Here is a 23,066-nt window from a genome sequence, read left to right as displayed (position 1 = left end):
GATTTTAATTTTTTAAATATAATCAAATAATTAATGATTTTTAGTCGTTTGTGGGAAATATTTACTGATATATTCTTCGCGAATGAGCGGGCGCTCTTCAGGTGTCGCTTTTTGCATACGAATACCCAATTCTTTACGTTCTTGGCTGCTCATTTTCTGCCAGGTTTCACGCATTTTCTGTTTTTCTTGTTCTGGAAGTTGAGTAAACCAATCCATACGCTGCTGTAAAGTAGTGCCTTGTGCTTCGGGTAATTCTTTGAGCGATTGGTAACGTTGAATGAGTGCACGTTGTTCACTATCGGATAATGTTTCCCAGGTTTCTGCAACTTGTGTATCAGCATCTTTGGAAAAAATCCAAAAACGTTCGAAACCAGCAAAACTGGTTTGTAAAAATCCGAGTGCACAAAAAGCAAAGGCTAATTTTTTAGCTGCCATGTGGAACCTTATCCTCACCTAAAACCATTAACATTTCCAAATCTTCAACCATTTGAGGAGATAGTTTTGGGGTCACTACCACTTGATTTTGCGGTTTTTCTGACATTTCAAAGGAGTTTGGCAATACCACGAATCCTGCAATTGCGGCGGCAAGAGCAAAACCTGACATTTTCCAAAGCCCATAACGGGATGTTTCTCGTGCTTGAATTTCTTCAATGACATGATTCATCACCACGGGTTTGGCTTTGTGATGTTGTGCGAGCCCATCGAGTTTGGAAGTAACTTGTTTTAAGAAATCATCTTGTTTCATTCGGATGACCCTCCACGATATGGATTCAAATGTGCTAAAGAAGCTTTGAGGCCTTGAATAGCACGGTGATAATGGGTTTTTACACTCCCTTCACTGCACTGCATGATTTGTGCAGTTGTGTGTGTATCAAAACCTTCCCAAGCACGAAGCATAAAAGCTTGTTGCTGGCGAACAGGAAGCTGAGCGATGGCTTCTTTGATTTCTTCGGCAGTCACAGCTTGATTAAGAAAATCGAATGGACTAGGAGTAGTCTCATCGACAATATCATTTAACTCAAGATCGTCATCATCCAGGCTGACTTTCTTGAAAAAAGAAAAAGGTTGCACCCGACGGGCTTCTTTTCTGCGCCAGTCTTGCAGTTTATGGTTTAAGATGGTGTAAAACAGGGGATACCATTCATCAGTCGATTTATCAGCATAAGCTTTGTGCAAGGAAATAAATGCTTCCTGTACCAAATCCATCGCGATACCTTGTTGACCTTGAGTCGCACTTTCCATCATGACCAAGGCACGTCCAGTCACATCCTGCATAAAAGTCTTCAGACGTTGTTCAGCCGTACTCTTCAGAGTACTTAAATTTTCTGACTGAGACTGTTTTGGTGCTGAATCCATAGAGATGGAAAATCCTGTCATTGGATACCCACCATTATTTCCAATTTCATAGTTATATAACGTTGAAAATAATGGTTTGGTTGACAAAAATAATATTATTTTTCTAGTGTAGTCTATTTTTTAACATCCATCAGTGATGTTTAAAATAAAGTAACGAAAGATCAGTTTATAAACGCTGACGAACCATTTCGAAGAAACAGACTGAACCTGCAATAGCAACATTCAGGGATTCTTGTCCGCCGGGCTGGGGTATGGAAACGGCTTGTGCATGTGCAAGGGCGTACTCAGAAACCCCTTGACCTTCGTTGCCTAAAATCCAGACACAGGATTGGGTCAAATCTTTCGTATACAAGCTTTCTGATTCATGTGAACTGGTTACATATACAGGAATCTTGAATTGAGACAAAATATCTTCCAGTGCCACATTTTCATAAGTATGCAAGGAGAAATGTGCACCCATTCCAGCACGGAGTACCCGTGGCGACCAAAGCGAAGCTGAACCTTTGGTACAGACAATTTGTCGAATACCGGCAGCAGCAGCGGAGCGGAGTAAAGTACCGACATTGCCCGGATCTTGAATATTTTCCAGAATTAAGGTGTCTGCCGTGAAATCTAAAGCATGGCGGGAAGTGGGTAAATCGACGATGGCAAGACAAGCCAGTGTGGTGCCCAGCGTACTTAAATCTTTATACAGGGATTCACCAATGACAAAGACTGCACCTTGGTATTGCTCGGCAATACGGTCAAAATCAGGATGGCTTAAAGCCTGTTCGGTGGTAAAAATAGATTTGATTTTTCTATCTTCAGCTAACCAGGCCAGACACAAATGGGTGCCTTCAAGTACGGTTTGACCTTGTTTTTTGCGATATGAATTCTGCTCAATTAAGCCACGCAAGTGTTTAATTTTGGGATTATCTTTTGATTCTAGAAAAATAGTCGGCATGGGAGAATAAATCCACGGAAGCAAGTTATGAGGACTTACTTCCGCTATAAAAAATTAATTATGGTAGTGAGTTACGAGGTCAACTTCATTTTTAGAACCAATCACTACAGGTACACGTTGGTGAAGTTCAGTCGGCTGGATGTCCAGAATACGTACACGACCAGTGGTAGATGCACCACCTGCCTGTTCCATCAGCATACTCATTGGGTTTGCTTCATACATTAAACGTAGACGACCGGCTTTTTTCGGATCTTTAGTGTCATATGGATACATAAAAATACCACTACGGCAAAGAATACGATGAATATCACCCACCATACACGCCACCCAACGCATGTTAAAGTCTTTTTCACGCGGGCCTGTTTTGCCTGCAAGCAATTCATCAATATAACGTTTTACCGGTGCTTCCCAGTGACGTTGATTCGATGCGTTGATGGCATATTCTTTGGTATCGGCAGCAACCTGAATATTTTCAGAAGTCATTAAAAATTCTTTGCTTTCAGGGTCGAAAGTAAAGAATACCACCCCAGCACCTACAGTTAGCGCCATCATGGTGGATGGGCCATAAAGCACGTAACCTGCAGCAGCCTGGTTTGTACCAGCTTGCATAAAGTCTTCAGCTTTGGTCACTGCATTTTTAGCAGGCAAAATAGAGAAAATGGTCCCGACACACATGTTGATATCGATATTGCTAGAACCATCGAGAGGATCAAACAATACCAAATACTTGCCGTTTTCTTGTGCAGGAGTGAATTCGTCTAATTCTTCAGAAGCCAGACCACCCACATGTGGATGAACTTTTAAAGCATTAATTAAATAATCATTTGAAATTACATCAAGTTTCTTTTGTTCTTCACCCTGAACGTTTTCGTGTTGTGCACTACCTAAAACACCAGCCAAAGCACCTTTTTGCAATAATTGATCGATGTCTTTACATGTATTGCCAATTGTTTCAATAACTTGAGCCAATTCAGGTGTAAGATTCCCGTTTTGTTGTTGTAAATATTGGGAAAGGGTGAGGTATGACATGACAGGAAAGCTCCAATTAGAAAATGATAAAAAATTATCAAATGAATATGGGCAGCTATTTTAGATGAGAACGTGGCAAAAGAACAATTAAACTCTGCTATTTGTCGCGATTTTACTCTTGTAAGTTCTGTGGAAAATGCTATGTTGAGTTCTATAGGTTATGGAAAACGTGATAGGAGCATAATTATGACAACGCAAAAGTTTGATGCGACTCCAACGCCAAATGAAGCTATGAGTTTAGATGATATTTCTGCCGAAAAAGTGAAAGAGGCGTGGAAAGCATATGAAGCTAAACCTGAATACAAAAAATTCAACAAGCATGATCTGATTGAATCCATGCAGCATCCACAAGAAGCATCTCAGGCATCTGAGAAAGCTTAAAAAAAGCGCTCAAATTTGAGCGCTTTTTTATGGTAACCCTTATTTTAATAAAGGCGGAACGGCTTCGTAGTTGATTTCTACGCGGCGGTTTTCTTTCCATGCATTTTCGTCATGACCCGGATTAACCGGCATTTCCTTGCCATAACTTACGGCTTCCAACTGGGTTGCAGCTACACCATTAGTCAGCAAGAAGCTTTCCACTGCTTTGGCACGACGTTCGCCCAAGGCCATGTTGTATTCACGGGTACCACGTTCATCGGTATGCCCTGTCAAAGCAACTTTTGAGTTGGCATTGGCTACAAGAAATTGGGCATGTGCCTGAAGGGTTTGATAGTCCTCATTTGAAAGTTCACTGCTGTCATAGTCAAAGTGAACCACACGCTTGGCTAGGAATGCCTTGTTCGCAGCAGTCACACCTTTAGATGACGCACCTGCCAGGTTTTGTGCATTCAAGGCAGCATCTTCACTTAGACCTTCAGTACTGACGGTAGTGGCCCCGCTCGGATTTTGTCCTGCCTGAATTTCAGCAGCAGGCTTGCGGCTGGCACATCCAGTCATCACCAGTGCTGTAGCAAGAACAGGAAGGACCAATAATTGAACTGCTTTCATTTTTATCTCCATGATTATCATTACTTTAGATTAATAAAATTAAATTGTTATTTTGGTGCCCAAGCCGGTTCACGAACCTCGCCCTGTTCACTTGGCAAGTTCATGCGGAAACGGCCATCTAGTGACATGATAGACAATAAACCACGGTTTCCTTCACGGGTTGCATAGACCACCATTTGACCATTTGGAGAGAAACTTGGTGACTCATCCAGACTGGTCGGGGTAAGAATGTTGGTAATACCGGTGTTGATATCTTGAATGGCCACTTTATAGTTGCTACCACTTGGACGATGGACCAGAGCAATTTTTTTGCCATCTGTACTTAAGGTACCACGGGCATTAAATGCGCCACGGAAGGTTAGACGCTTACTTGTGCTATTGGCAAAATTATAGCTATAAATCTGTGCTGAACCACCGCGGTCAGAGGTGAAAATAAAGGATTTACCATCTGGAGCATAACGTGCTTCGGTATCAATGGCACTGTCATTAGTCATGCGCTGTAGTTCACGCGTATCCAGGTTCATTTGATAGATTTCAGGATTGCCATGCATGGAAGCTGTAAATAGCATGCTCTTGCCATCTGGTGAGAAACTTGGCGCACCATTCAGTCCACGGAAGCTGGCCAGCTTTTCACGGTTTCCTGTAGCCAAGTCCTGTACATAAATGGCTGGGCGTTTAGTTTCAAATGAAACATAAGCAATTTTTTTCGCATCTGGGGTCCAGGCCGGTGACAGGATAGGATCACGGGAAGTCAGAATGGTTCTCGGCTGCTCACCATCGGTATCGGCAATTTGTAGGGTATAGCGTTGTTCCGGTGTCGCTGGGTTACGCAGTACATAGGCGATACGACCGCTGAAATCACCTGGAATGCCGGTCAATGCCTGGTAAATGGCATCACTGATCATATGACCAGCTTGACGGATACGTGAGGCAGGTACCGTCAATAATTCATTTAATAGGTATTGCTGTTTTTCTATATCATAGAGCTGATAATGAACTTCAAAACTGCCATTATCGGTAGTTTTTACCGTACCGGTTACCACATAAGGTACACCGGCAGATTTCCATGCTTCTGCATTTGGATTATTCATGCTTGCAGTGGCAGGAAGATTTTTGGAAGCGCTGGAAAATTTACCGGAACGGTTCAGGTCATTTTCGACGATTGGGTAAATACTTTGATCATTATTAAATGGAATAATGGCAATTTTTGGCGCTTCTTCAGGTGCCTTAGCAATCTCCAGATGTAATTGAGCATAGGATTGCGTGGCTAATACTGGGCTTAAAGCGGCCAAAATGGTTAGGCAAAGTAGATGTTTACGCGTCATTTCCATCATCTGCTACGTACTCTAAAAAATATAAATTATTGTGAATCTGCTTGTGTCACATAATGGCATGATTTTGAGTGATTGAAAGCCCATCATAATGACTAAACTGTTATAAGACTGTGAAAAGTGAATAAAATTTTGGCTGTTTTATCGACTGTCCAGTTTAAATGCCAAAAAAAGCCACATCAACCAGAATTTGATGTGGCTTCTAGTTATCTCGCCGTAAAGCTTGAAGTAAAGGTTCTTGCTTCACGTCGTGCATCGGGGTCTGAAGGCATTGGATAAGGTGCAGCTGCCCGAACAGCAGCTTCTACACTGGCTTTCATGTCAGGGTCGCTCGAGTTGACAATCACCGACTGAACCGAACCGCTATCACTTAAAGTGACTCTGGCAGTGGCTTTTTGACCTGATGAGCCACTTGGGATGTCCCATGCACGTTTGATTTTATTTTCAAAATCACGTTTTGCTGTTGAGGCAATTTTCTTGGCTTCAGCCTTTTTGGTTGCAGCTTCTTCCGCTGCCTGTTTGGCTGCTGATGCCTTGGCTTCTTCCGCGGCACGTTCACGTGCTTCCGCATCGGCTTTTGCTTTTGCAGCGGCATCAGCCTTGGCTTTATTTGCAGCATCGGCTTTTGCTTTTGCAGTGGCATCTGCTTTGGCTTTATTCGCTGCATCAGCTTTAGCCTTTACAGCGGCATCAGCCTTGGCTTTATTTGCAGCATCGGCTTTAGCTTTTGCTGCGGCATCGGCCTTGGCTTTATTTGCAGCATCGACTTTTGCTTTTGTAGCGGCATCGGCCTTGGCTTTATTCGCAGCATCAGTTTTGGCTTTTGCAGCAGCTTCAGCATGTTGTTTATCCGCCTCTGCTTTTCTTAATGCATCCGCTTTTACTTTTTCTGCTTTTGCACGTTCAGCCTGATCTAATTTACGTTTGGCATCTGCTTCCACTTTTGCAGCGGCATCAGCCTTGGCTTTATTTGCAGCATCAGCTTTAGCCTTTACAGCTGCATCGGCTTTGGCTTTCTCGGCAGCATTCGCCTGAGCTTTTGCAGCAGCCTCAGCTTGGACTTTTAATTTATTCGCTTCAGTGACTTTTGCATTTTCAGCAGCCTGCTGTTCAGCCTTTTGCATCGCATCGGCAGCAGCCTTCGCTTGCTGTGCAGCTTTATTGCTATCAGGTTTTGCTGGCGCTGGAGTAGGTGATGTAACTGGAATCACAGGAGCAGGTTCAACACCTGGTTCAGCAGTTTGGGTGATTTGTTTAGCAACATTTTTGTCTGCTGTTTCATCAAACTCTGTGACTTCAGGTGTGACAGGTTTTAAATCTTCAGGTTTAACTAAAATGGTAGTGATCTTTTTGGGAGGCTCAGGTGGTTGACTCATGCCCAGATAAAGCAAGCCAACCACTGCAATAACATGCACCCCAAGGGTGAAGCCAATCGCAACTGCATTTTGTTTAAAAGGCGGCTTTTTAAAATCTTTCATAAATTATTTTAATGGCTCAGTCAGTAAACCCACTTGAGTTAATCCTGCATCCTGTAAGGCAGACATGAGTTTCATGACTTCACCATAAGGACGAGATTCACTGCCGTTAATCAGTACACTCATTTGTTTTTTCTGTGCTGACGCTTCACGTTGTGACTCAGTCAGTACAGCTTTTAATTCATCGAGTGTGAGTACATCATTATTATGTGATTTATCTTCAAGTTTAATGGTGCCATCTGTTTCAAGCGTGACAATGGCAGGGCGGTCTTCGGCCTGCATGGGTGCACCATTTGCTTGAGGCAAATCAACTTTTACACCGGTCGTAATCATGGGTGCCGTGACCATAAAAATCACCAACAGCACCAGCATCACGTCGATATAAGGGACAACATTCATGTCACTTTTTAATGGTTTTTTGATACGCTCAAAGCGTCCGGAACGTTGAATTGCCATCAGTCATTTTCCTGTGTAGAACCCACAGTTTGACGTTGTAACAGCGCCACCATTTCTTCAGCAAATAAAGCGCGGTCTGAATAAACTGCTTCACCTTTTGCGGTGTAATGGTTAAAGGCCAAAACAGCAGGAATGGCTGCAAACAGACCAATTGCAGTGGCGATTAATGCTTCGGCAATACCTGGAGCTACGGTTGCCAACGTAACCTGATCGACCTCTGCCAGACCAATAAAGGCATTCATGATGCCCCAAACCGTACCAAACAGTCCGACATAAGGCGCAACTGAACCAATGCTTGCCAGCGCACCCAAACCTTGTTCAAGGTGTCCCTGATCACGGCTAAGACCCACACGCAAGATACGCTCAGTACTTTCAATACTTTGCTGGGCAGGCGCATTGCGTTTTTTAAGTTTAAAAAATTCACCCAAGCCATGATAGAAAATATCTTCCAGACCGACACGTTTGGAATTGAGCTGGGCATTATTATACAAGGTATTTAATTCAGCCCCCGACCAGAAGATTTTTTGAAAGTGTTGATCTTCGGCCTGGGCTTTTTTATAACTCATATGTAACTTGGCAATCAGATACCAACTATATAATGATGCCAGAAGTAGCAGCAGCATTACCAATTGAACCACAGGACTTGCTTGTAAAATAAGATCTGATACGTGTAGCGAAGATTCTAGTTGTGTTGCCATAGTTACAATGTGCCAATAAATTTTTTTAGTCTTGTCCTAACTCTTTGAGAATTAGTGTACGGATTTCCTCAGGAAGTCGGGTTGGACGCATACCATCTACGCTGATACATGCCAATTCGACTTCACCAGAGGCAAGCATGATTTCACCACGATAAATATTCTGTTGCAATACAAATGATGTCGCTTTACACGAAACTACACTCGCGGTAACAGTAATCAGGTCATCCATCAGGATAGGGCGTGAATATTTCACGTTAATTTTATGAACGACAAAGTTGTAATCTTTTTGGTGCCAGTAGTGATCTACGCCTGAAGCACGTAGCCATTCGGTACGGGTACGTTCCATAAAACGAATATGGTTTGCATGATAGACAATGCCACCGGCATCGGTGTCTTCAATATATACACGAATGTTGAATTCGAATTTATTCGCCATGATTGTGTCCCATTTTTCAATTCAGTTTTATGGTTTTAGCTGTGCTTTTAGCGGTTTTAAAAAAACTGTGAAAATGACGGTTTTTTTGCCAAGAGTCAAGCTGTGTAACGCGTGGCAGTTTATCATTATGAGAATTGAGTCCAATGGCACAAGGTTTCAAATGAAATTTATTCTGTATTGAATTCGCAAAACCTGTAAATACGAAAAGTGAGCAAAGGATGCTCACTTTTTTAATGTACTTATTTTTTTGTGGTTTGTCTCTTTTTCCAGTCGGCCTGTACCTGTTCGGCAACTTTTGGATAATCTAGAATAAAACGCACATGGCTTTCTACCCCGGTTTTTAAAGTCTTATTATCGACAATAAATAACGGGTTATGGTTAGGTGCGGCTTTGGTCATGTCCTGATCGGCAGGAGTTGCACCCACAAAGACAAACAAGGATGGCATCAGCTGACCATAATAGGCAAAATCTTCGCTGGCACTAGCGTTGTTGTCCAGCACATGCAGTTTATCTTCGCCATTCACCTGAGCCAGCGTAGGTTGCATCAATTTGGTTAATGTTTTGTCATTGGTCGTAACAGGCGCGTAGGGTGCAATTTCCACTTTTGCTGTGACCTGATTGGCAGCGGCATTATGTTCTAGCATGTTCGGTAAAGTTTTTAAAATGCTCTGGCGAACATCTTCACTGTTAGAACGAATGGTCCCCACCATATTCACCTGATCGGGAATCACATTACCCGTTGTTCCCCCGTGAATACTACCAATGCTGACTACGCCCATGCCTTTGGTCAAATCTGCATTACGACTAATCAAACTTTGCATGTTATTGATCATTTGCGACGAAGCATAGATTGGATCGCGACCCAGCCAAGGCATGGAACCATGTACCTGCTTGCCGTTGACCTGAATGCGTAAATGATCCGCACTGTTCAGAATGGCACCATCTTTATAGGAGATATTACCGCTTGGCATACCAGCCATTACGTGCATACCAAAAATCACTTCCGGTTTGGGATTGTTCAATGCACCATCGGCAATCATTTTACGTGAACCGATCAAATGACCTTGAGTAAAATTATCAACATCAGCGCCACCTTCTTCAGCCGGTTGGAAGACAAATACCACAGTACCTGCAATTTTATCTTTATTGGCTGCTAAGGCCTTGGCTGCACCCAGTAACATCGCGGTATGGGCATCATGACCACAGCCGTGCATGACATCGGTTTCTTTGCCCTGATAAATGGCTTTGACTTTACTGGCATAAGGAAGTCCAGTTTTTTCTTCAATCGGAAGTGCATCCATGTCGGCACGTAAAGCCATCACTGGACCCGGCTTAGCCCCTTTAAGTACCCCGATGACACCGGTTTTGGCATAGCCTTTACGCACTTCTATTCCATAAGATTTTAACTCTTTTTGTACCAGCTCGGAGGTTTTGAATTCCATATTGCCCAGTTCTGGATTTTGATGAATATGCTGTCGAAGCTGAATGGTGTGGGCTTCTACATTTTTAACGGAATCATCAATCCAGTCTGCAAGGCTCAACTGGCTGCAAAGAAGAAGTGGAACACAAAGGGAGATCTGCTTGTATATGTCCATATATTACCGAATCCTTAAAGGTTGAGATCATTTCAGTGAATCCATAGCATTGCATAATGAAGGAAATTTAGACAAAACTATTTGAGTGCTCTTAATATACTTTTAAGGTATATTTGTTGTTAGTTGCTGGAATACAAAGGTTTTATACGGACTTCGAGACTATAAATACTTTGCGATTTATGTGAAATTAGCTTTTATCAATTTTGTTTATCCCTCTTAATTTTTGGATCTGTGACACAACAATTTTATTTGATTCAATCCATTATTAGGGCATTACAACACTGCATGACATTCGAGTTTAAAATGAGTCGCTTTTTGAAATATATAATTATTTTTGCTTTGGGGGTTGCACTGTGGAATTACTGGCTGAAACCGGATAAAGGTATTTCAGAGGCTGCTGATTATCAGTCTGCTCAAGGAATTCATCAGTTTGATGGCTATAGGATGAAAAATCTGGAAGCGTATGCTGGCGAGTTTCGGGTTTTATCCAGAGAAGACTATAGTTTTGGACGAGAGGCGGAACTTAGTCCAGTTGATTTTGCTTTGGGATGGGGTAGCATGACCAATCCTGCTGTTTATAAACAGTTATCGATCAGTCAGAGTAATCGCTGGTATTACTGGCGTTATGAAAATGCACCGCCCATACCCGTCAATGAAATTTCAACGCACAGTGCCAATACACACTTGATCCCTGCATCGAAACAGATTGCAAAGCAGCTCAAAGCTATTGATCAAGATGATTTGATTTATTTAAAAGGACAACTGGTTGAGGTCACGGCTGCTGATGGCTGGACTTGGCGTAGTTCACTTAGCCGTGAAGATACCGGGAATGGTGCGTGCGAGTTGATGCTGGTGGAAGAGGTGAGGGTGATTTCTAAGTCTTAAGTCTTTTATTTTTGATTAAATATTAAATTAAAATGACATATGCATTTTTTAAATTTGTTTTTCATGGTGTTAGTTGATTCATCAAATAGCAGTTATATTCTTTGATTTTTTGCTTAATAAGAGGTTTTGAAATCCTCTTAGTTAAATTATAAGATTTTACTGCCGCAATTTTTCAATAAAATCGAAAGGGATTTGTGTGGGCGAAGTCTTACTTTTGAGAGACCAAAATGAGGATATCAAAGTATATTCTGAGTCCGCAAGAAAAGCCTTTATTACCCATACACAACATTTTGAGCCAGTTTTGCACTGCTTTAAAATGCAGCGCAAGAGATGAGTAACGTGTGGCATCCTTGCCACACTCGTGTATCCAAAGCTTGCTTAGATTTAAGCTATGCGACACTAATAAACCTAAGCTATTTTTAAATTACTTATCCTTCGGCTCTGGCGGTGTCATGCCAAACTGCAAATATGCCATATTAGTAGCAATACGGCCACGTGCAGTACGCATGGTATAGCCTTGCTGAATCAGATAAGGCTCAATCACATCTTCTAGCGTGCCTGAATCTTCTGCCATGGCAGCAGCCAAAGCTTCCACACCGGCAGGGCCACCATCAAAACGCTCAAGCAACATACTTAAGTAACGGCGGTCTAAAGTATCCAAGCCATCTTTATCGACATTTAGCATATCCAGTGCACGTTGTGCCATTTCCTGAGTCACTTCGCCTGTACCTTTGACTTGAGCATAGTCACGCACACGACGCAGCAAACGGTTGGCAATCCGTGGTGTACCTCGTGCACGGCGGGCAATTTCTTGTGCACCATCAGCAGTCATGGGAACATCCATTAAACTGGCTGAACGTGAAACAATATGGGTCAGGTCTGCAACTGAATAGAACTCTAAACGCTGCACAATACCAAAACGGTCACGCAGTGGCGAGGTGAGCAAGCCTGCACGTGTCGTTGCTGCAACTAGGGTAAATGGCGGTAAATCCAGTTTGATTGAACGTGCGCCCGGGCCTTCACCAATCATGATATCAAGCTGGTAATCTTCCATGGCTGGATAGAGAATTTCTTCAATTACAGGAGAAAGACGGTGAATTTCATCAATAAAGAGCACATCGCCTTCTTCCAGATTGGTCAGCATGGCGGCTAGATCACCTGCACGTTCCAGAACGGGACCAGAAGTCGATTTTAAGTTACCACCCATTTCCCGCGCGATAATATTGGCCAGTGTAGTTTTACCTAAACCCGGTGGACCAAAAATCAGGGTATGGTCGAGTGCTTCGCCACGGCCACGGGCTGCGCCAATAAAGATTTCCATTTGCTCGCGGACCACGGGCTGACCGATATAGTCATCGAGGGAAGTTGGGCGAATGGCGCGATCAAAATGATCTTCGGGTTTTTCAGAACCACTGATGAGACGGTCTTGCATATTAAGTCAGTTCTATTTTCATGAATTCGATTATCGCGTTATGGTCATAAATACCACATTTAGTTGCACGGCCGCGAATCATGAAAGATATTCACTACTTTCGCGTAGGCGATGCCTTACTTTTGAAAGATCAAAAGTAACAAAAATCTTTTGTTGGATTGAGGATATGTCCTTATATCCCAATCCAACTTGGCGACATCCATGTCGCCTATCGCGTATCAAACTTAAGGAGAGATAGGTTTATCTATTTGAATTACTTGTTCATCGACTTAAGCGCAGCACGGATAATATCACTTGCTTCGGTAAAGTCCGCTTTAACGGCATTAATCAGTTTTTGTGCTTCAGCAGGTTTATAACCTAATGACTGTAACGCTGCTTCAGCTTCTGCCACCGCAGAGTTACCACTAAACTGGATTTGCTCTACAGTAGAATTGCTTGATGTCGTGCCGGCAGACATGGCTTTGAAGCGGTCACGAAGTTCAATCATCAAGCGTTCAGCGGTTTTTTTGCCGACACCCGGTACTTTAACCAGTGTATTCACATCTTCATGTTCAACAGTATGAATTAGCATGTCGACGCTGAGAGTAGAAAGAATACCCAAAGCCATTTTAGGACCCACACCGTTGACTTTAAGCAGGGTACGGAAGATGGTTTTTTCTTGGGCATTCAGGAAGCCATATAAAAGCTGAGCATCTTCACGAACGGCGAGATGCGTCCATAAGGTAACTTTCTGGCCTTTTTGTAATTGGCAAAATGTGGAAAGCGGGGTATCGATTTCATAGCCCACGCCATTTACATTTAATAATACTGTCGGTGCTTCTAGAGCCAACACCTCGCCAATAAGACATCCAATCATGTTTATTTATTCACTTATCTATCGTTGGTTGCATAGTAGTGAGCATTTGCACGAAAGGCAAAATGCTCAGGTATAATTTTTTAAATCTGGTGAAAATTTTAGCCAGCATATCTGCAACATTTTTACATCAAGCCGGCTTTATTGCCCTGTAACTCTTGCGACAGGTTATAGGCCTGATGGTCTGAGAATTTAGAAATAATATCCAGCACCTGCATAATATTTTCATAGTGATTACTTTGAAAATTGACTCCGGCACGTTGCAGCATGGACATTAAACGCTGTTCTTTAAAGCTCAAGGTTTTATGTGGTGTGGTCAACGGGATAAAGGCATCCAGAATATTTTGCAGACTTTGATGGGCAATAATCTCTAAACCAGCCTTTTGCGGATGTTCAAAAATCTTGTCACGCGCCAGATTTTTTGCTCGCTCAATGCCACGTTCAATATCTTCGGAACAATATTGCAATAAGCTGCCTTTGAGATGTCCCGACAAAATTTCATAGTGATGTTTGGCAAATGCCGTGGTGACTTCATCCACAAGTCTTTTCATGACTCGACCACGTAAAGCAGCAATTTTTTGCTGCCAGGTGGTGGTTGGCATAGACAGTTCTTCTGGTCTGCCATAATCTGCAATCAGGTCGAGGAAAACGGGTTCCACTTCTTCATAAGACAGCATATTTAAAATAATGCCATCTTCCAGATCAATCAGGGCATAGCAAATATCATCCGCAGCTTCGAGTAAATAGGTCAGCGGATGACGGCAATACTGATATTCACCAAGCTGGATGAGTCCGAGCTGTTCTGCAATTTGCTTGAGAGTCTCTTTTTCAGACTGGTAACAGCCAAATTTTGCCCGCTGATTGGCAGGGCGGTCGCCTTGTGATGCAATGGTTTTCGACAGCCACGGATATTTTAAATAAGCGCCTAAAGTGGCATAAGTCAGACGCATGCCGCCATCATTGGGATGATAGTCAATTTTGGTTAGTAAACGTAAACCTTGGGCGTTGCCTTCAAATTGGCGTACATCGGCCTGTTCTTCAGGGGTGAGTTTTTTTAGAAAATTGCCATGTGAAGCATCATCAAACCATTCGCGAATGGCATATTCACCGGCATGTCCAAAGGGTGGATTGCCAATATCATGCGCCAGACATGCAGCCTGAATAATAGCTCCGACATCGGCAGGGGAAATCCACACCGGGAGTTGATCTTTAATTTTTTCCGCGGCTAGCATGCCCAGTGAACGGCCAATACACGATACTTCGAGCGAATGGGTCAAACGTGTGTGAATACCATCGTGCTGTGTTAGCGGATGCACTTGGGTTTTACGGTTGAGCTGGCGGAAACTTTGCGAAAAGATAATGCGGTCATAATCTTTGTGGAATGGGCTACGTGCCTGTTCTGAACTTTGTTTTTTGCTACCAATACGAACTGTCGAAAGCAGTTCCAACCAACGCATTTGTTCCATTTATCATTATTCAGTGATGACCTGAATTCATCATGCCAAAAAAAAGTCTCACCGACTAGAGTAGGGCGACATGATTTGTCTTTCTGATAATGCACTGAACTGTGTGCTAGTGTTTGAGCTTGATCATTTACTCAAGAGATCTCTTTTATGAATCCAATACCTGCTAAAATCTATTTTTTCTTTTAACTTTAAGAATAGTTTATGGTTATTGAAAAATGATTTATGAAAGAACTCTAAGACATCAAGAATGAAAAGATGCAGAATTATGTAATACTGGCTAAAAGATACGGAATTGAGCATAAGCTGTAGTATTGAAATAATATTTAGAAACAAGATAGTGCAGGCTTAAATTTATATAAGATTCAAAATTTTTATCTGAAAAATAAAATATTCTTCCATGTTCTTGAAAGAATAGATGGCACATTCGTGAATTTCTATCTAGCTGATTTTGCCAATACACAGTAGAATATGCGCTCTCTCTAAGTCACATTGGCGGTAGGGTCCAATAGACCTGCCCGTGGAGCCAAAATCAGCATGTTTATCGTGGCCGGTGCACCAGCACACTCTTCTTTTAAGAAAACTCAACTCTTAAACCGTCTCGCGTCAATGAGTTCTGTTCAATCAATTGAAAGTCAATGGATTTATCTGTTTGATCAAGCGCTCAACGAACAGCAGCATCAATCTGCATTACAATTATTAAATGATGGTGCTTCTTTTGAAGTTCGTCAGGCAGCAAGTGATGAAATTCAGATTCTTGTAACGCCACGTCTAGGCACGATTTCTCCGTGGTCTTCTAAAGCGACTGATATTTTTGCCAACTGTAATACCCCGATACACCGCCTTGAACGCGGTGTTTTGTTTACTTTAAAAGGTATTTTTGAAGTATCCAATGAAGTTAAACAGGTTTTACATGACCGTATGACTGAAAGTGTGTTCAATCATATTGATGACGCTGCGGCTTTATTTGTCGAAACTGCACCAAAACCTTTAAATAGCATTGATATTTTAGGTCAGGGTAAACAAGCGCTGGTTAAAGCCAACTCTGAATTTGGTTTTGCCTTGTCAGATGAAGAAATTGATTATTTAACCGCAGCATTTAACAAACTGGGTCGTAATCCGCACGACATCGAATTGATGATGTTTGCTCAAGCCAACTCTGAGCATTGCCGTCACAAAATCTTTGGTTCTGAATGGACAATTGATGGTGAAAAACAGCCATTATCATTGTTCCAAATGATCAAGAACACTTATAAAGAATCTCCAACAGACGTATTGTCCGCTTATAAAGACAATGCCTCTGTGATCGTGGGCTTTGACACACAGCGTTTCTATCCTAAAAAAGATAACGAAACAGGTCACCACGTTTATAAATACAAGAGCCAAGCTGCTCACATCCTGATGAAAGTGGAAACCCACAACCATCCAACAGCGATTGCGCCATTTGCTGGTGCTGCGACAGGTTCAGGCGGTGAAATCCGTGATGAAGGCGCAACAGGTCGTGGTGGTAAACCGAAAGCAGGTTTAACCGGTTTCACGGTATCTAACCTGAACATTCCAGGTTTCGAACAGCCTTGGGAAGAAAATTACGGTAAACCATCACGTATGGCATCTCCACTTCAAATCATGATTGAAGGACCATTGGGTGGTGCTGCGTTTAACAACGAATTTGGTCGTCCTGCGTTAAACGGTTACTTCCGTACTTTCGAACAAAACGTCAATGGTGAAGTGAAAGGTTTCCACAAACCAATCATGATCGCTGGTGGTTACGGTAACATCCGTCCTGACCATGTGGAAAAAGATGCGATTCAACCGGGCGACTTGTTGATCGTGCTAGGTGGTCCTGCAATGTTGATCGGTTTGGGTGGCGGTGCAGCATCTTCTGTAGACAGCGGTAAATTGGGTGAAAACCTGGATTTCGCTTCTGTACAACGTGAAAACCCGGAAATGGAACGTCGTTGCCAGGAAGTGATTGATGCCTGCTGGCGTATGGAAGATTTCAACCCGATCGTGTCTGTACATGATGTCGGTGCGGGCGGTATCTCCAATGCCATGCCTGAGCTGGTAAATGATCACGAGTTAGGTGCAGTGCTTGATCTTCGTAAGATTCCATCACTTGAGCCAGGCATGTCTCCAATGGAAATCTGGTCGAACGAAGCACAAGAACGTTATGTCTTGGCGATTCGTCCAAGTTCTTTAAGCCTGTTTGAATCTCTTTGTGCACGTGAACGTTGTCCATTTGCGGTGCTGGGTGAAGCGACTGAAGCACGTCACTTAACTGTTGAAGATCCATTGTTTGAAAACAAAGCCGTGGATATGCCAATGCAGGTGATGCTTGGCGGTACACCACGCATGAGCCGTTCATATGAAACTATCGAACGCAAAGGCGATGACTTCGATGCAGCTAAAGTCACTGATTTGAAAGATGCGATTTTCCGCGTTCTGAAAAACCCGACCGTTGCTTCTAAATCGTTCCTGATTACGATCGGTGACCGTTCAATTACCGGTATGGTTGCGCGTGACCAGATGGTGGGTCCTTGGCAAGTTCCTGTAGCAGATGCTGCAGTCACTACAACAAGCCTTGTCGGTTACACGGGTGAAGCGATGGCGATGGGTGAACGTCCACCAGTTGCGCTTTTAAACCCTGCTGCATCTGCACGTTTGGCTGTAGCTGAATCAATCTCGAACATCATGTCTGCAAAAATCGAGCAGATTAGCGACATTAAATTGTCTGCTAACTGGATGGCAGCTGCAGGTCAACCGGGTGAAGATCAGGCATTGTTCGAAGGTGTTAAAGCCATCGGTATGGAAATGTGTCCGGCACTGGGTATCGCAATTCCAGTCGGTAAAGACTCATTGTCTATGCGTACCACCTGGAATGACGAAGGTGAAGACAAGTCTGTAACATCTCCAATGTCTGGTGTAATTACTGCATTTGCACCAGTGACTGATGTACGTCAAACATTGACACCTGAATTGAAAAACCTAGATTCAGTACTGGTACGTATCGACTTGTCTAAAGGTCAGTTCCGTTTGGGCGGTTCAATCTTGGCTCAGGTGTATAAAGCAATCGGTTCGGTAACTCCAGATGTAGACAGCTTCGAAGATTTCAAAGCATTCTTTGCACTGGTACAAGACTGGAACAACCGTGGCCTGATCAAGGCTTACCATGACATCGGTGATGGTGGCTTACTCGCGACTGTTGCAGAAATGATGTTTGCTTCACGTCTGGGTGTAGCACTGGAAGATCAATCGACTGAGGCTTTATTTGCCGAAGAAATTGGTGCAGTACTGCAAATTGCTACTGCTGATTGGGAAGCATTACAAGCAGAAATCGTTGAATCTTCACTTAAAGATGCTATCTCTGTAGTAGGTAAAGTGAACAATACTGACCAATTGTCTGTAAATGGTTTAGTGCTTGAACGTGCTGACTTGCAAGTGGCTTGGACTGAAGTATCTCATCAAATTCAACGTTTGCGTGACAACTCTGAAACTGCGGATTCTGAGTTTGCTTTAATCACTGACAAGAATCATAAAGGTATCATCGCACAGCCGACATTCGACCTGAATGAACCGGTTGAAGCACCGTTTATTAATTCACGTCGTCCCAACATGGTGATCTTGCGTGAACAGGGTGTAAACGGTCATGTGGAAATGGCTGCGGCATTCGACAAAGTTGGCTTCAACACTGTCGATGTTCATATGAGCGACTTGCTTGCTGGCCGTATCAGCCTGGATGACTTTGAAGGTATTGTGGCTTGTGGTGGTTTCTCTTACGGTGACGTAATGGGCGCAGGCGGTGGCTGGGCGAAATCAGTATTGTTTAACCCGAAACTGCGTGACCAGTTCGAGAAATTCTTCCATCGTCAAGAAACCTTCTCTTTGGGTATCTGTAACGGTTGTCAAATGTTGTCGCAATTGGCTCCACTGATTCCGTGTGCAGAAAACTGGCCGCGTTTCCACCGCAACACTTCTGAAGTGTTTGAAGCGCGTGCAGTAAACGTTCGTGTTGAAAAATCTCACTCTATTTTGTTAGACGGTATGGAAGGTTCGATTCTTCCAATCGCGGTAGCACATGGTGAAGGTCGTGTAGTTGCAACTGAAGACAAGATTGCTGCGTTAAATGCAGGCAATCAAGTCAGCTTGCGTTATGTAGATAGCTTGGGTAATGCTACACAGCAATATCCATTGAACCCGAACGGTTCACCAGAAGCGATTACTGGTGTGACATCTACTGATGGTCGTGCAACGATTATGATGCCGCATCCTGAACGTAACTTCCGTGTTGTTCAGCATTCATGGAAACCTGAAGAATGGACTGAAGATGGTGCATGGTTACGTATGTTCCGCAATGCACGTAAGTTCATTGGTTAATTCTGAAGTGTTTTGAAAAAAGCCACCTTCGGGTGGCTTTTTTATTTTGTATCTATTTTTTATTTTATTTTTATTTCTCCCGCTGGACTTGGTTTGGATTTTGCTTTTATATTTGTGTGAAAGATAATTTGTGTGTTTTATGCACAATCATGATGCAATATGGAAGAAAGATGGTTCACTAAATATAAGTTCAGGATTGAATCTCTAAGCGAGGTGACACAATGCCAAAAACTGCAATCTATACAAATGTTGATAAAGCGACTTTACGTAAGAAAGGATGGATGTTTTTTATGGCAGTCGTAGGGCTACAAATGCTGTTTTTGATTGGTAGCTATTTGCTGCAAAGTTCTTAATTTTTAGATTGAAAAAGCCACCATGAGGTGGTTTTTTGTATGATGAGAATATTTAAGAAGAACTTTACAAGATATAAATGATGAAAGAATTAATTGAAAAAGTAACTTTACTTCAACAAATTTTAATTGCTAGAGCTACTCATAGACATGAAGAGAGTGATGCAAGTGAGTTTTTAAGACTACGAAATGAAGTAATTTCAGAGCAAAACTTGAAAAAATATATACCAAGTATTTTAAAAACCTCAAGAACATTAGATCAATATTGGGAAAAAATTAAGCAGAAATTTGAGCATTATGCAGAGCGTAGAAATTATATCTATATTGAATTTCATCCATTATTGGAATATTTAGAAAATAGCGATAGTGTTCCATCTGATCAAATAATTGCTAATGTTATAAAAAATTTAGATTCAAGTTATATTCATACAACTTGGAGCAAAGCATTAGAAAGACGTACAGTTGATCCAGAAGGTGCAATTACTATTGCCAGGACATTGTTGGAGTCCACGTGTAAGCATATTTTAGATGAAGCAACTGTAACATATGGTGATGCTCCTGATCTAAATCACTTATATAGGTTGACAGCGAAGCAACTTAATCTATCTCCCTCACAACATACTCAACCTGTATTTAAGCAAATTTTAGGTGGGTGTACATCAGTGGTAGAAGGCTTGGGTGCATTAAGGAATAAAATTAGTGATGCGCATGGTCAAGGAAAATTAAATGTTAAACCTTCTTCAAGACATGCTGAATTAGCAGTTAATCTAGCAGGAACAATGGCTGTATTTTTGTTTTCAACTTGGGAATTGCGGAATGAATCAATCGTAGAATCTTAAAGGAAACTGTATTTACAAAAATATTGGCAAATAGATCTACTTAATTATAAAAAATGGCCTCGATCAGCCGTTTTTATTGCTGAAATTCTAAGGTGATAATGGTGACCGAGATGAAAAGAAAAAATCGAAGTCGAAGGGTTAGAACTAAATATAGAGCGTTTTTTGAGCGATGTAAAATATTGAACTGTCAAAGAAATGTCAAGAAAGGTGATAGGTAATTGTATTTAAAATGATTTTAATTTTTGATGTTCGGATAAGGTCTCAATGAAATCTGATAGAGATTAATTCAGGTTTAAGCGCTAAGATAATCCTATCTTTATTCCGTTTATTGATAGCATGCTTAAACTGATTTATTACGTTCCAGAATCTCATCTTGACTCCACCAAAAACGCCGTGTTTCAAGCAGGGGCAGGTGGGATAGGCAACTATGAGCATTGTGCCTGGCAGGTGTTGGGTACAGGACAGTTTAAGCCGTTAAAAGGCGCTGATCCTTTTATTGGTGAAGTGGGGGAACTGGAACAGGTCGAGGAATGGCGGGTAGAAACTATTGTGCCTGAAAATCAAGCATCTAATGTGGCAAAAGCACTCAAGGCCAGCCATCCGTATGAAGAGCCTGCGTTTGAGTTTGTTCAGATAGTAGATATAAATTATTGACGATATTTGATTTGGGAAAGGGTGATATGGATGTCACCCGCTAGCCAGAGGTTCAGGGATGAACCTTCTGGCTAGCAAAGGGTTTTGGTTACCTTACGGAATATATTCCTCACCTTTCAAAGTAACGTAAACGCCTACACAAATTAAAAGTAAGTTATGACAGCTTACGGGGCTGTGCCGATTTGCAATTAAAATCAAACCTTCTGAACAAACAGCTCACGATCAAAGCGATACTGCGGGAAGAACACGCCATCCGCTGCACGTTCACCGGCAGCAATCACCATGATTGGATATTGTTGATCATTCAGATTTAAAATTTTATTGACCATCGGTTCATCAAAGCCTTCCATCATGCAGCTGTCAAAGCCATAAGCACGTAAAGCTAAAACCAGGTTCTCACATGCCAAAGCCGTGGTCTTGCTTGCCCAAAGTTTCGCATCTGCCGGGTTAAAAGCAGTCACAGGCAATTGCTTGTCGAGTGTACGTACAACTTTGAAAGCCACTTTCTTAAAGTTACCTATTGCATTGAAGTAACCAGTTTTATAATTGTAGGGAATAAACTTGTAATACTTCTGCACAGCAGCAGGCACTTCCGGAAATGGAAACTCACTGATATTTTTCTTTGCCATCTCTTCAATACGGTCGGTCCTTGCCACGCAGACAATCAGTTCAGCCGCAGTCTTTGCAGCCAATTGGCCTAAACATGCTTTTACCAACTGCTTTTTCTTGGTCGGGTTTTGCACCACATAGAATGTCCAAGGCTGTAAATTGGATGAGTTCGGTGCAAGTAAAGCCAGATCTAAACATTCATCTAGTACTTCAGCAGGAATGGCTTTGTCAGTAAATTTTCGTACTGAACGACGGCTTTTTATAACTTTCTTAAAGTTTTCGACATCAATATCTTGTGGGGCTGGTTCAAAGTAGCGTTTCTTTTCAGTCTTGGCTTGGCTGGTCATGGTGTATTCCGTAACAATTTTTATTTGATGTTGGGGCGGAAATGAAAAAAACCACCAAGCAATATAAATTACCCAGCGGTTTTTTATGTATTTTTCAATTAATTAAATTGAGCGAAATCCGGTTTACGCTTTTGCATAAATGCTGCAACAGCTTCTGCCATTTCCGGTGAGGTTACACGCTTCATAAAAATCTCGGCTTCGTTATCAATACAGTCAATAATTTCCTGCAGATTATGTTTCATTAAGGCTTTGGTTTGCTTGATTGAAGCGAGCGGTAGTGCTGCTAAAGTCTGTGCCTGTTTCAGTGCAGTTGCATATACATCATCTTCAATGCTATTCACAATTCCAGCACTTAAGGCTTTGTCGCTATTAAACTTTTGTGCAGTAAACAGCAGCTCAGCCGCTTTATGGTAACCCGCTTGCTGAATTAGCAATTTGCTCGAAGCACCTTCAGGCGATAGACCTAAGCTCACAAATGGAATCTGGAACAGGGCAGTGTTATCGCTATACACTAGGTCAGCATGCAGTAAAATTGTTACCCCGATACCGATCGCAACACCACGTACCGCCGCAATTAACGGCTTGGAAAATTTTGCGGCAGATTTTAAAACCACAAATGGAGGTGCATCTCCCGCTTTGCCTGCCAGTGGAGTTTGAATAAACTTCATGAAATCCTGCATATCGTTACCGGCACTGAAGTCGGCATCCTCACCACGTAAAATCACCACGCGAACGTCTTTATCCTGATCGGCTTCATCCAGTGCCTGGGCAATTTTTAGATACAGTTCACCATATAACGCATTTTTAGCTTCGGGACGATGAATGGCTAAGGTCAGTACGCCATTGTCTAAATTCGCATTTAAATGTTGATGTGGTTGTTGAATACAGCTCAGTGTCATCGTACTATCCTTGCTTTAAAATTTAATTTGATTTTATGGCAGTTATTATGTC

The 23,066-nt window shown here is 42.3% G+C and carries 23 protein-coding genes; 6 read left to right on the top strand and 17 right to left on the bottom strand.

What is annotated here, in order from left to right; genetic code table 11:
• Nucleotides 1-30 precede the first annotated feature (30 nt).
• The 5 genes from B9T38_RS07435 to B9T38_RS07415 form a co-directional block, all read right to left on the bottom strand.
• A complete protein-coding gene (locus B9T38_RS07435; RefSeq protein WP_086196188.1) occupies nucleotides 31-435 on the bottom strand; it encodes a DUF3106 domain-containing protein in 405 nt (134 codons plus the stop codon).
• Entirely contained in the window at nucleotides 425-745 is a 321-nt protein-coding gene (locus B9T38_RS07430) for a hypothetical protein (RefSeq protein WP_086196187.1), read from the bottom strand. Before B9T38_RS07430 ends, B9T38_RS07435 begins: the two co-directional genes overlap by 11 nt.
• Entirely contained in the window at nucleotides 742-1,356 is a 615-nt protein-coding gene (locus B9T38_RS07425; protein WP_086196186.1) for an RNA polymerase sigma factor, read from the bottom strand. Before B9T38_RS07425 ends, B9T38_RS07430 begins: the two co-directional genes overlap by 4 nt.
• Nucleotides 1,357-1,522: 166 nt before the next feature.
• Complete coding sequence (locus tag B9T38_RS07420) at nucleotides 1,523-2,299, bottom strand: TrmH family RNA methyltransferase (protein ID WP_086196185.1); 777 nt, start codon at nucleotides 2,297-2,299, stop codon at nucleotides 1,523-1,525.
• 54 nt (nucleotides 2,300-2,353) lie between these two features.
• Nucleotides 2,354-3,328 (bottom strand): class 1 fructose-bisphosphatase, encoded by a 975-nt coding sequence (locus B9T38_RS07415; protein WP_086196184.1) that lies wholly within the window; start codon nucleotides 3,326-3,328, stop codon nucleotides 2,354-2,356.
• 186 nt (nucleotides 3,329-3,514) lie between these two features.
• Between B9T38_RS07415 and B9T38_RS07410 the strand changes: the two genes are divergently transcribed.
• A complete protein-coding gene (locus B9T38_RS07410) occupies nucleotides 3,515-3,709 on the top strand; it encodes an NF038105 family protein (protein WP_086196183.1) in 195 nt (64 codons plus the stop codon).
• A gap of 39 nt (nucleotides 3,710-3,748) precedes the next feature.
• On the opposite strand, the gene pal is transcribed toward B9T38_RS07410, so the two are convergent.
• From pal to B9T38_RS07375, 7 genes are all read right to left on the bottom strand, one after another.
• Entirely contained in the window at nucleotides 3,749-4,318 is a 570-nt protein-coding gene (gene pal, locus B9T38_RS07405; RefSeq protein WP_086196182.1) for a peptidoglycan-associated lipoprotein Pal, read from the bottom strand.
• A 47-nt stretch (nucleotides 4,319-4,365) separates the two neighbouring features.
• A complete protein-coding gene (gene tolB / locus B9T38_RS07400; RefSeq protein ID WP_171263206.1) occupies nucleotides 4,366-5,649 on the bottom strand; it encodes a Tol-Pal system beta propeller repeat protein TolB in 1,284 nt (427 codons plus the stop codon).
• Nucleotides 5,650-5,855: 206 nt separating this feature from the next.
• Nucleotides 5,856-7,127, bottom strand: a complete 1,272-nt coding sequence (tolA, locus tag B9T38_RS07395; RefSeq protein ID WP_086196180.1) for a cell envelope integrity protein TolA — start codon at nucleotides 7,125-7,127, stop codon at nucleotides 5,856-5,858.
• A gap of 3 nt (nucleotides 7,128-7,130) precedes the next feature.
• Nucleotides 7,131-7,580 carry a protein TolR gene (tolR, locus tag B9T38_RS07390; RefSeq protein ID WP_086196179.1) on the bottom strand — a complete coding sequence of 150 codons (450 nt, stop codon included), beginning with the start codon at nucleotides 7,578-7,580 and terminating at the stop codon, nucleotides 7,131-7,133.
• The gene (tolQ, locus tag B9T38_RS07385; protein WP_086196178.1) at nucleotides 7,580-8,278 is read right to left on the bottom strand and encodes a protein TolQ; all 699 of its coding nucleotides are present in this window, start codon (nucleotides 8,276-8,278) and stop codon (nucleotides 7,580-7,582) included. The genes tolR and tolQ overlap by 1 nt, the downstream gene beginning before the upstream one ends.
• Nucleotides 8,279-8,303: 25 nt before the next feature.
• Nucleotides 8,304-8,714, bottom strand: a complete 411-nt coding sequence (gene ybgC / locus B9T38_RS07380; RefSeq protein WP_086196177.1) for a tol-pal system-associated acyl-CoA thioesterase — start codon at nucleotides 8,712-8,714, stop codon at nucleotides 8,304-8,306.
• A gap of 239 nt (nucleotides 8,715-8,953) precedes the next feature.
• The gene (locus tag B9T38_RS07375; protein WP_086196176.1) at nucleotides 8,954-10,309 is read right to left on the bottom strand and encodes an amidohydrolase; all 1,356 of its coding nucleotides are present in this window, start codon (nucleotides 10,307-10,309) and stop codon (nucleotides 8,954-8,956) included.
• A gap of 303 nt (nucleotides 10,310-10,612) precedes the next feature.
• On the opposite strand from B9T38_RS07375, the gene B9T38_RS07370 reads away from it, so the two are divergent.
• A complete protein-coding gene (locus B9T38_RS07370; RefSeq protein ID WP_086196175.1) occupies nucleotides 10,613-11,194 on the top strand; it encodes a hypothetical protein in 582 nt (193 codons plus the stop codon).
• A gap of 424 nt (nucleotides 11,195-11,618) precedes the next feature.
• Here the strand turns inward: B9T38_RS07370 and ruvB are convergent, their stop codons facing one another.
• The 3 genes from ruvB to B9T38_RS07355 form a co-directional block, all read right to left on the bottom strand.
• Complete coding sequence (gene ruvB / locus B9T38_RS07365) at nucleotides 11,619-12,626, bottom strand: Holliday junction branch migration DNA helicase RuvB (protein WP_086196174.1); 1,008 nt, start codon at nucleotides 12,624-12,626, stop codon at nucleotides 11,619-11,621.
• Nucleotides 12,627-12,879: 253 nt separating this feature from the next.
• Nucleotides 12,880-13,482 carry a Holliday junction branch migration protein RuvA gene (ruvA, locus tag B9T38_RS07360; RefSeq protein ID WP_086196173.1) on the bottom strand — a complete coding sequence of 201 codons (603 nt, stop codon included), beginning with the start codon at nucleotides 13,480-13,482 and terminating at the stop codon, nucleotides 12,880-12,882.
• 122 nt (nucleotides 13,483-13,604) lie between these two features.
• A complete protein-coding gene (locus B9T38_RS07355; RefSeq protein ID WP_086196172.1) occupies nucleotides 13,605-14,945 on the bottom strand; it encodes a deoxyguanosinetriphosphate triphosphohydrolase in 1,341 nt (446 codons plus the stop codon).
• Between the two features lie 534 nt (nucleotides 14,946-15,479).
• Here B9T38_RS07355 and purL point away from each other — a divergent pair.
• The 4 genes from purL (at nucleotide 15,480) to B9T38_RS07340 (ending at nucleotide 21,159) form a co-directional block, all read left to right on the top strand.
• Nucleotides 15,480-19,316, top strand: a complete 3,837-nt coding sequence (gene purL / locus B9T38_RS07350; RefSeq protein ID WP_086196171.1) for a phosphoribosylformylglycinamidine synthase — start codon at nucleotides 15,480-15,482, stop codon at nucleotides 19,314-19,316.
• A gap of 221 nt (nucleotides 19,317-19,537) precedes the next feature.
• Nucleotides 19,538-19,669, top strand: a complete 132-nt coding sequence (locus B9T38_RS16965; protein ID WP_251992217.1) for a KGW motif small protein — start codon at nucleotides 19,538-19,540, stop codon at nucleotides 19,667-19,669.
• A gap of 80 nt (nucleotides 19,670-19,749) precedes the next feature.
• Entirely contained in the window at nucleotides 19,750-20,505 is a 756-nt protein-coding gene (locus B9T38_RS07345; protein ID WP_086196283.1) for an abortive infection family protein, read from the top strand.
• A 336-nt stretch (nucleotides 20,506-20,841) separates the two neighbouring features.
• A complete protein-coding gene (locus tag B9T38_RS07340) occupies nucleotides 20,842-21,159 on the top strand; it encodes a YqfO family protein (RefSeq protein WP_086196170.1) in 318 nt (105 codons plus the stop codon).
• A gap of 194 nt (nucleotides 21,160-21,353) precedes the next feature.
• On the opposite strand, the gene B9T38_RS07335 is transcribed toward B9T38_RS07340, so the two are convergent.
• Both B9T38_RS07335 and B9T38_RS07330 read right to left on the bottom strand, forming a co-directional pair.
• Nucleotides 21,354-22,115 carry a nitroreductase family protein gene (locus B9T38_RS07335; protein ID WP_086196169.1) on the bottom strand — a complete coding sequence of 254 codons (762 nt, stop codon included), beginning with the start codon at nucleotides 22,113-22,115 and terminating at the stop codon, nucleotides 21,354-21,356.
• Between the two features lie 98 nt (nucleotides 22,116-22,213).
• The gene (locus B9T38_RS07330; RefSeq protein WP_086196168.1) at nucleotides 22,214-23,014 is read right to left on the bottom strand and encodes an enoyl-CoA hydratase-related protein; all 801 of its coding nucleotides are present in this window, start codon (nucleotides 23,012-23,014) and stop codon (nucleotides 22,214-22,216) included.
• Nucleotides 23,015-23,066: the final 52 nt, after the last annotated feature.

The sequence above is a fragment of the Acinetobacter sp. ANC 4218 genome (genome assembly GCF_002135245.1).
Classification (GTDB): Bacteria; Pseudomonadota; Gammaproteobacteria; order Pseudomonadales; family Moraxellaceae; genus Acinetobacter.
This window is presented reverse-complemented; position numbering and strand designations above follow the sequence as displayed.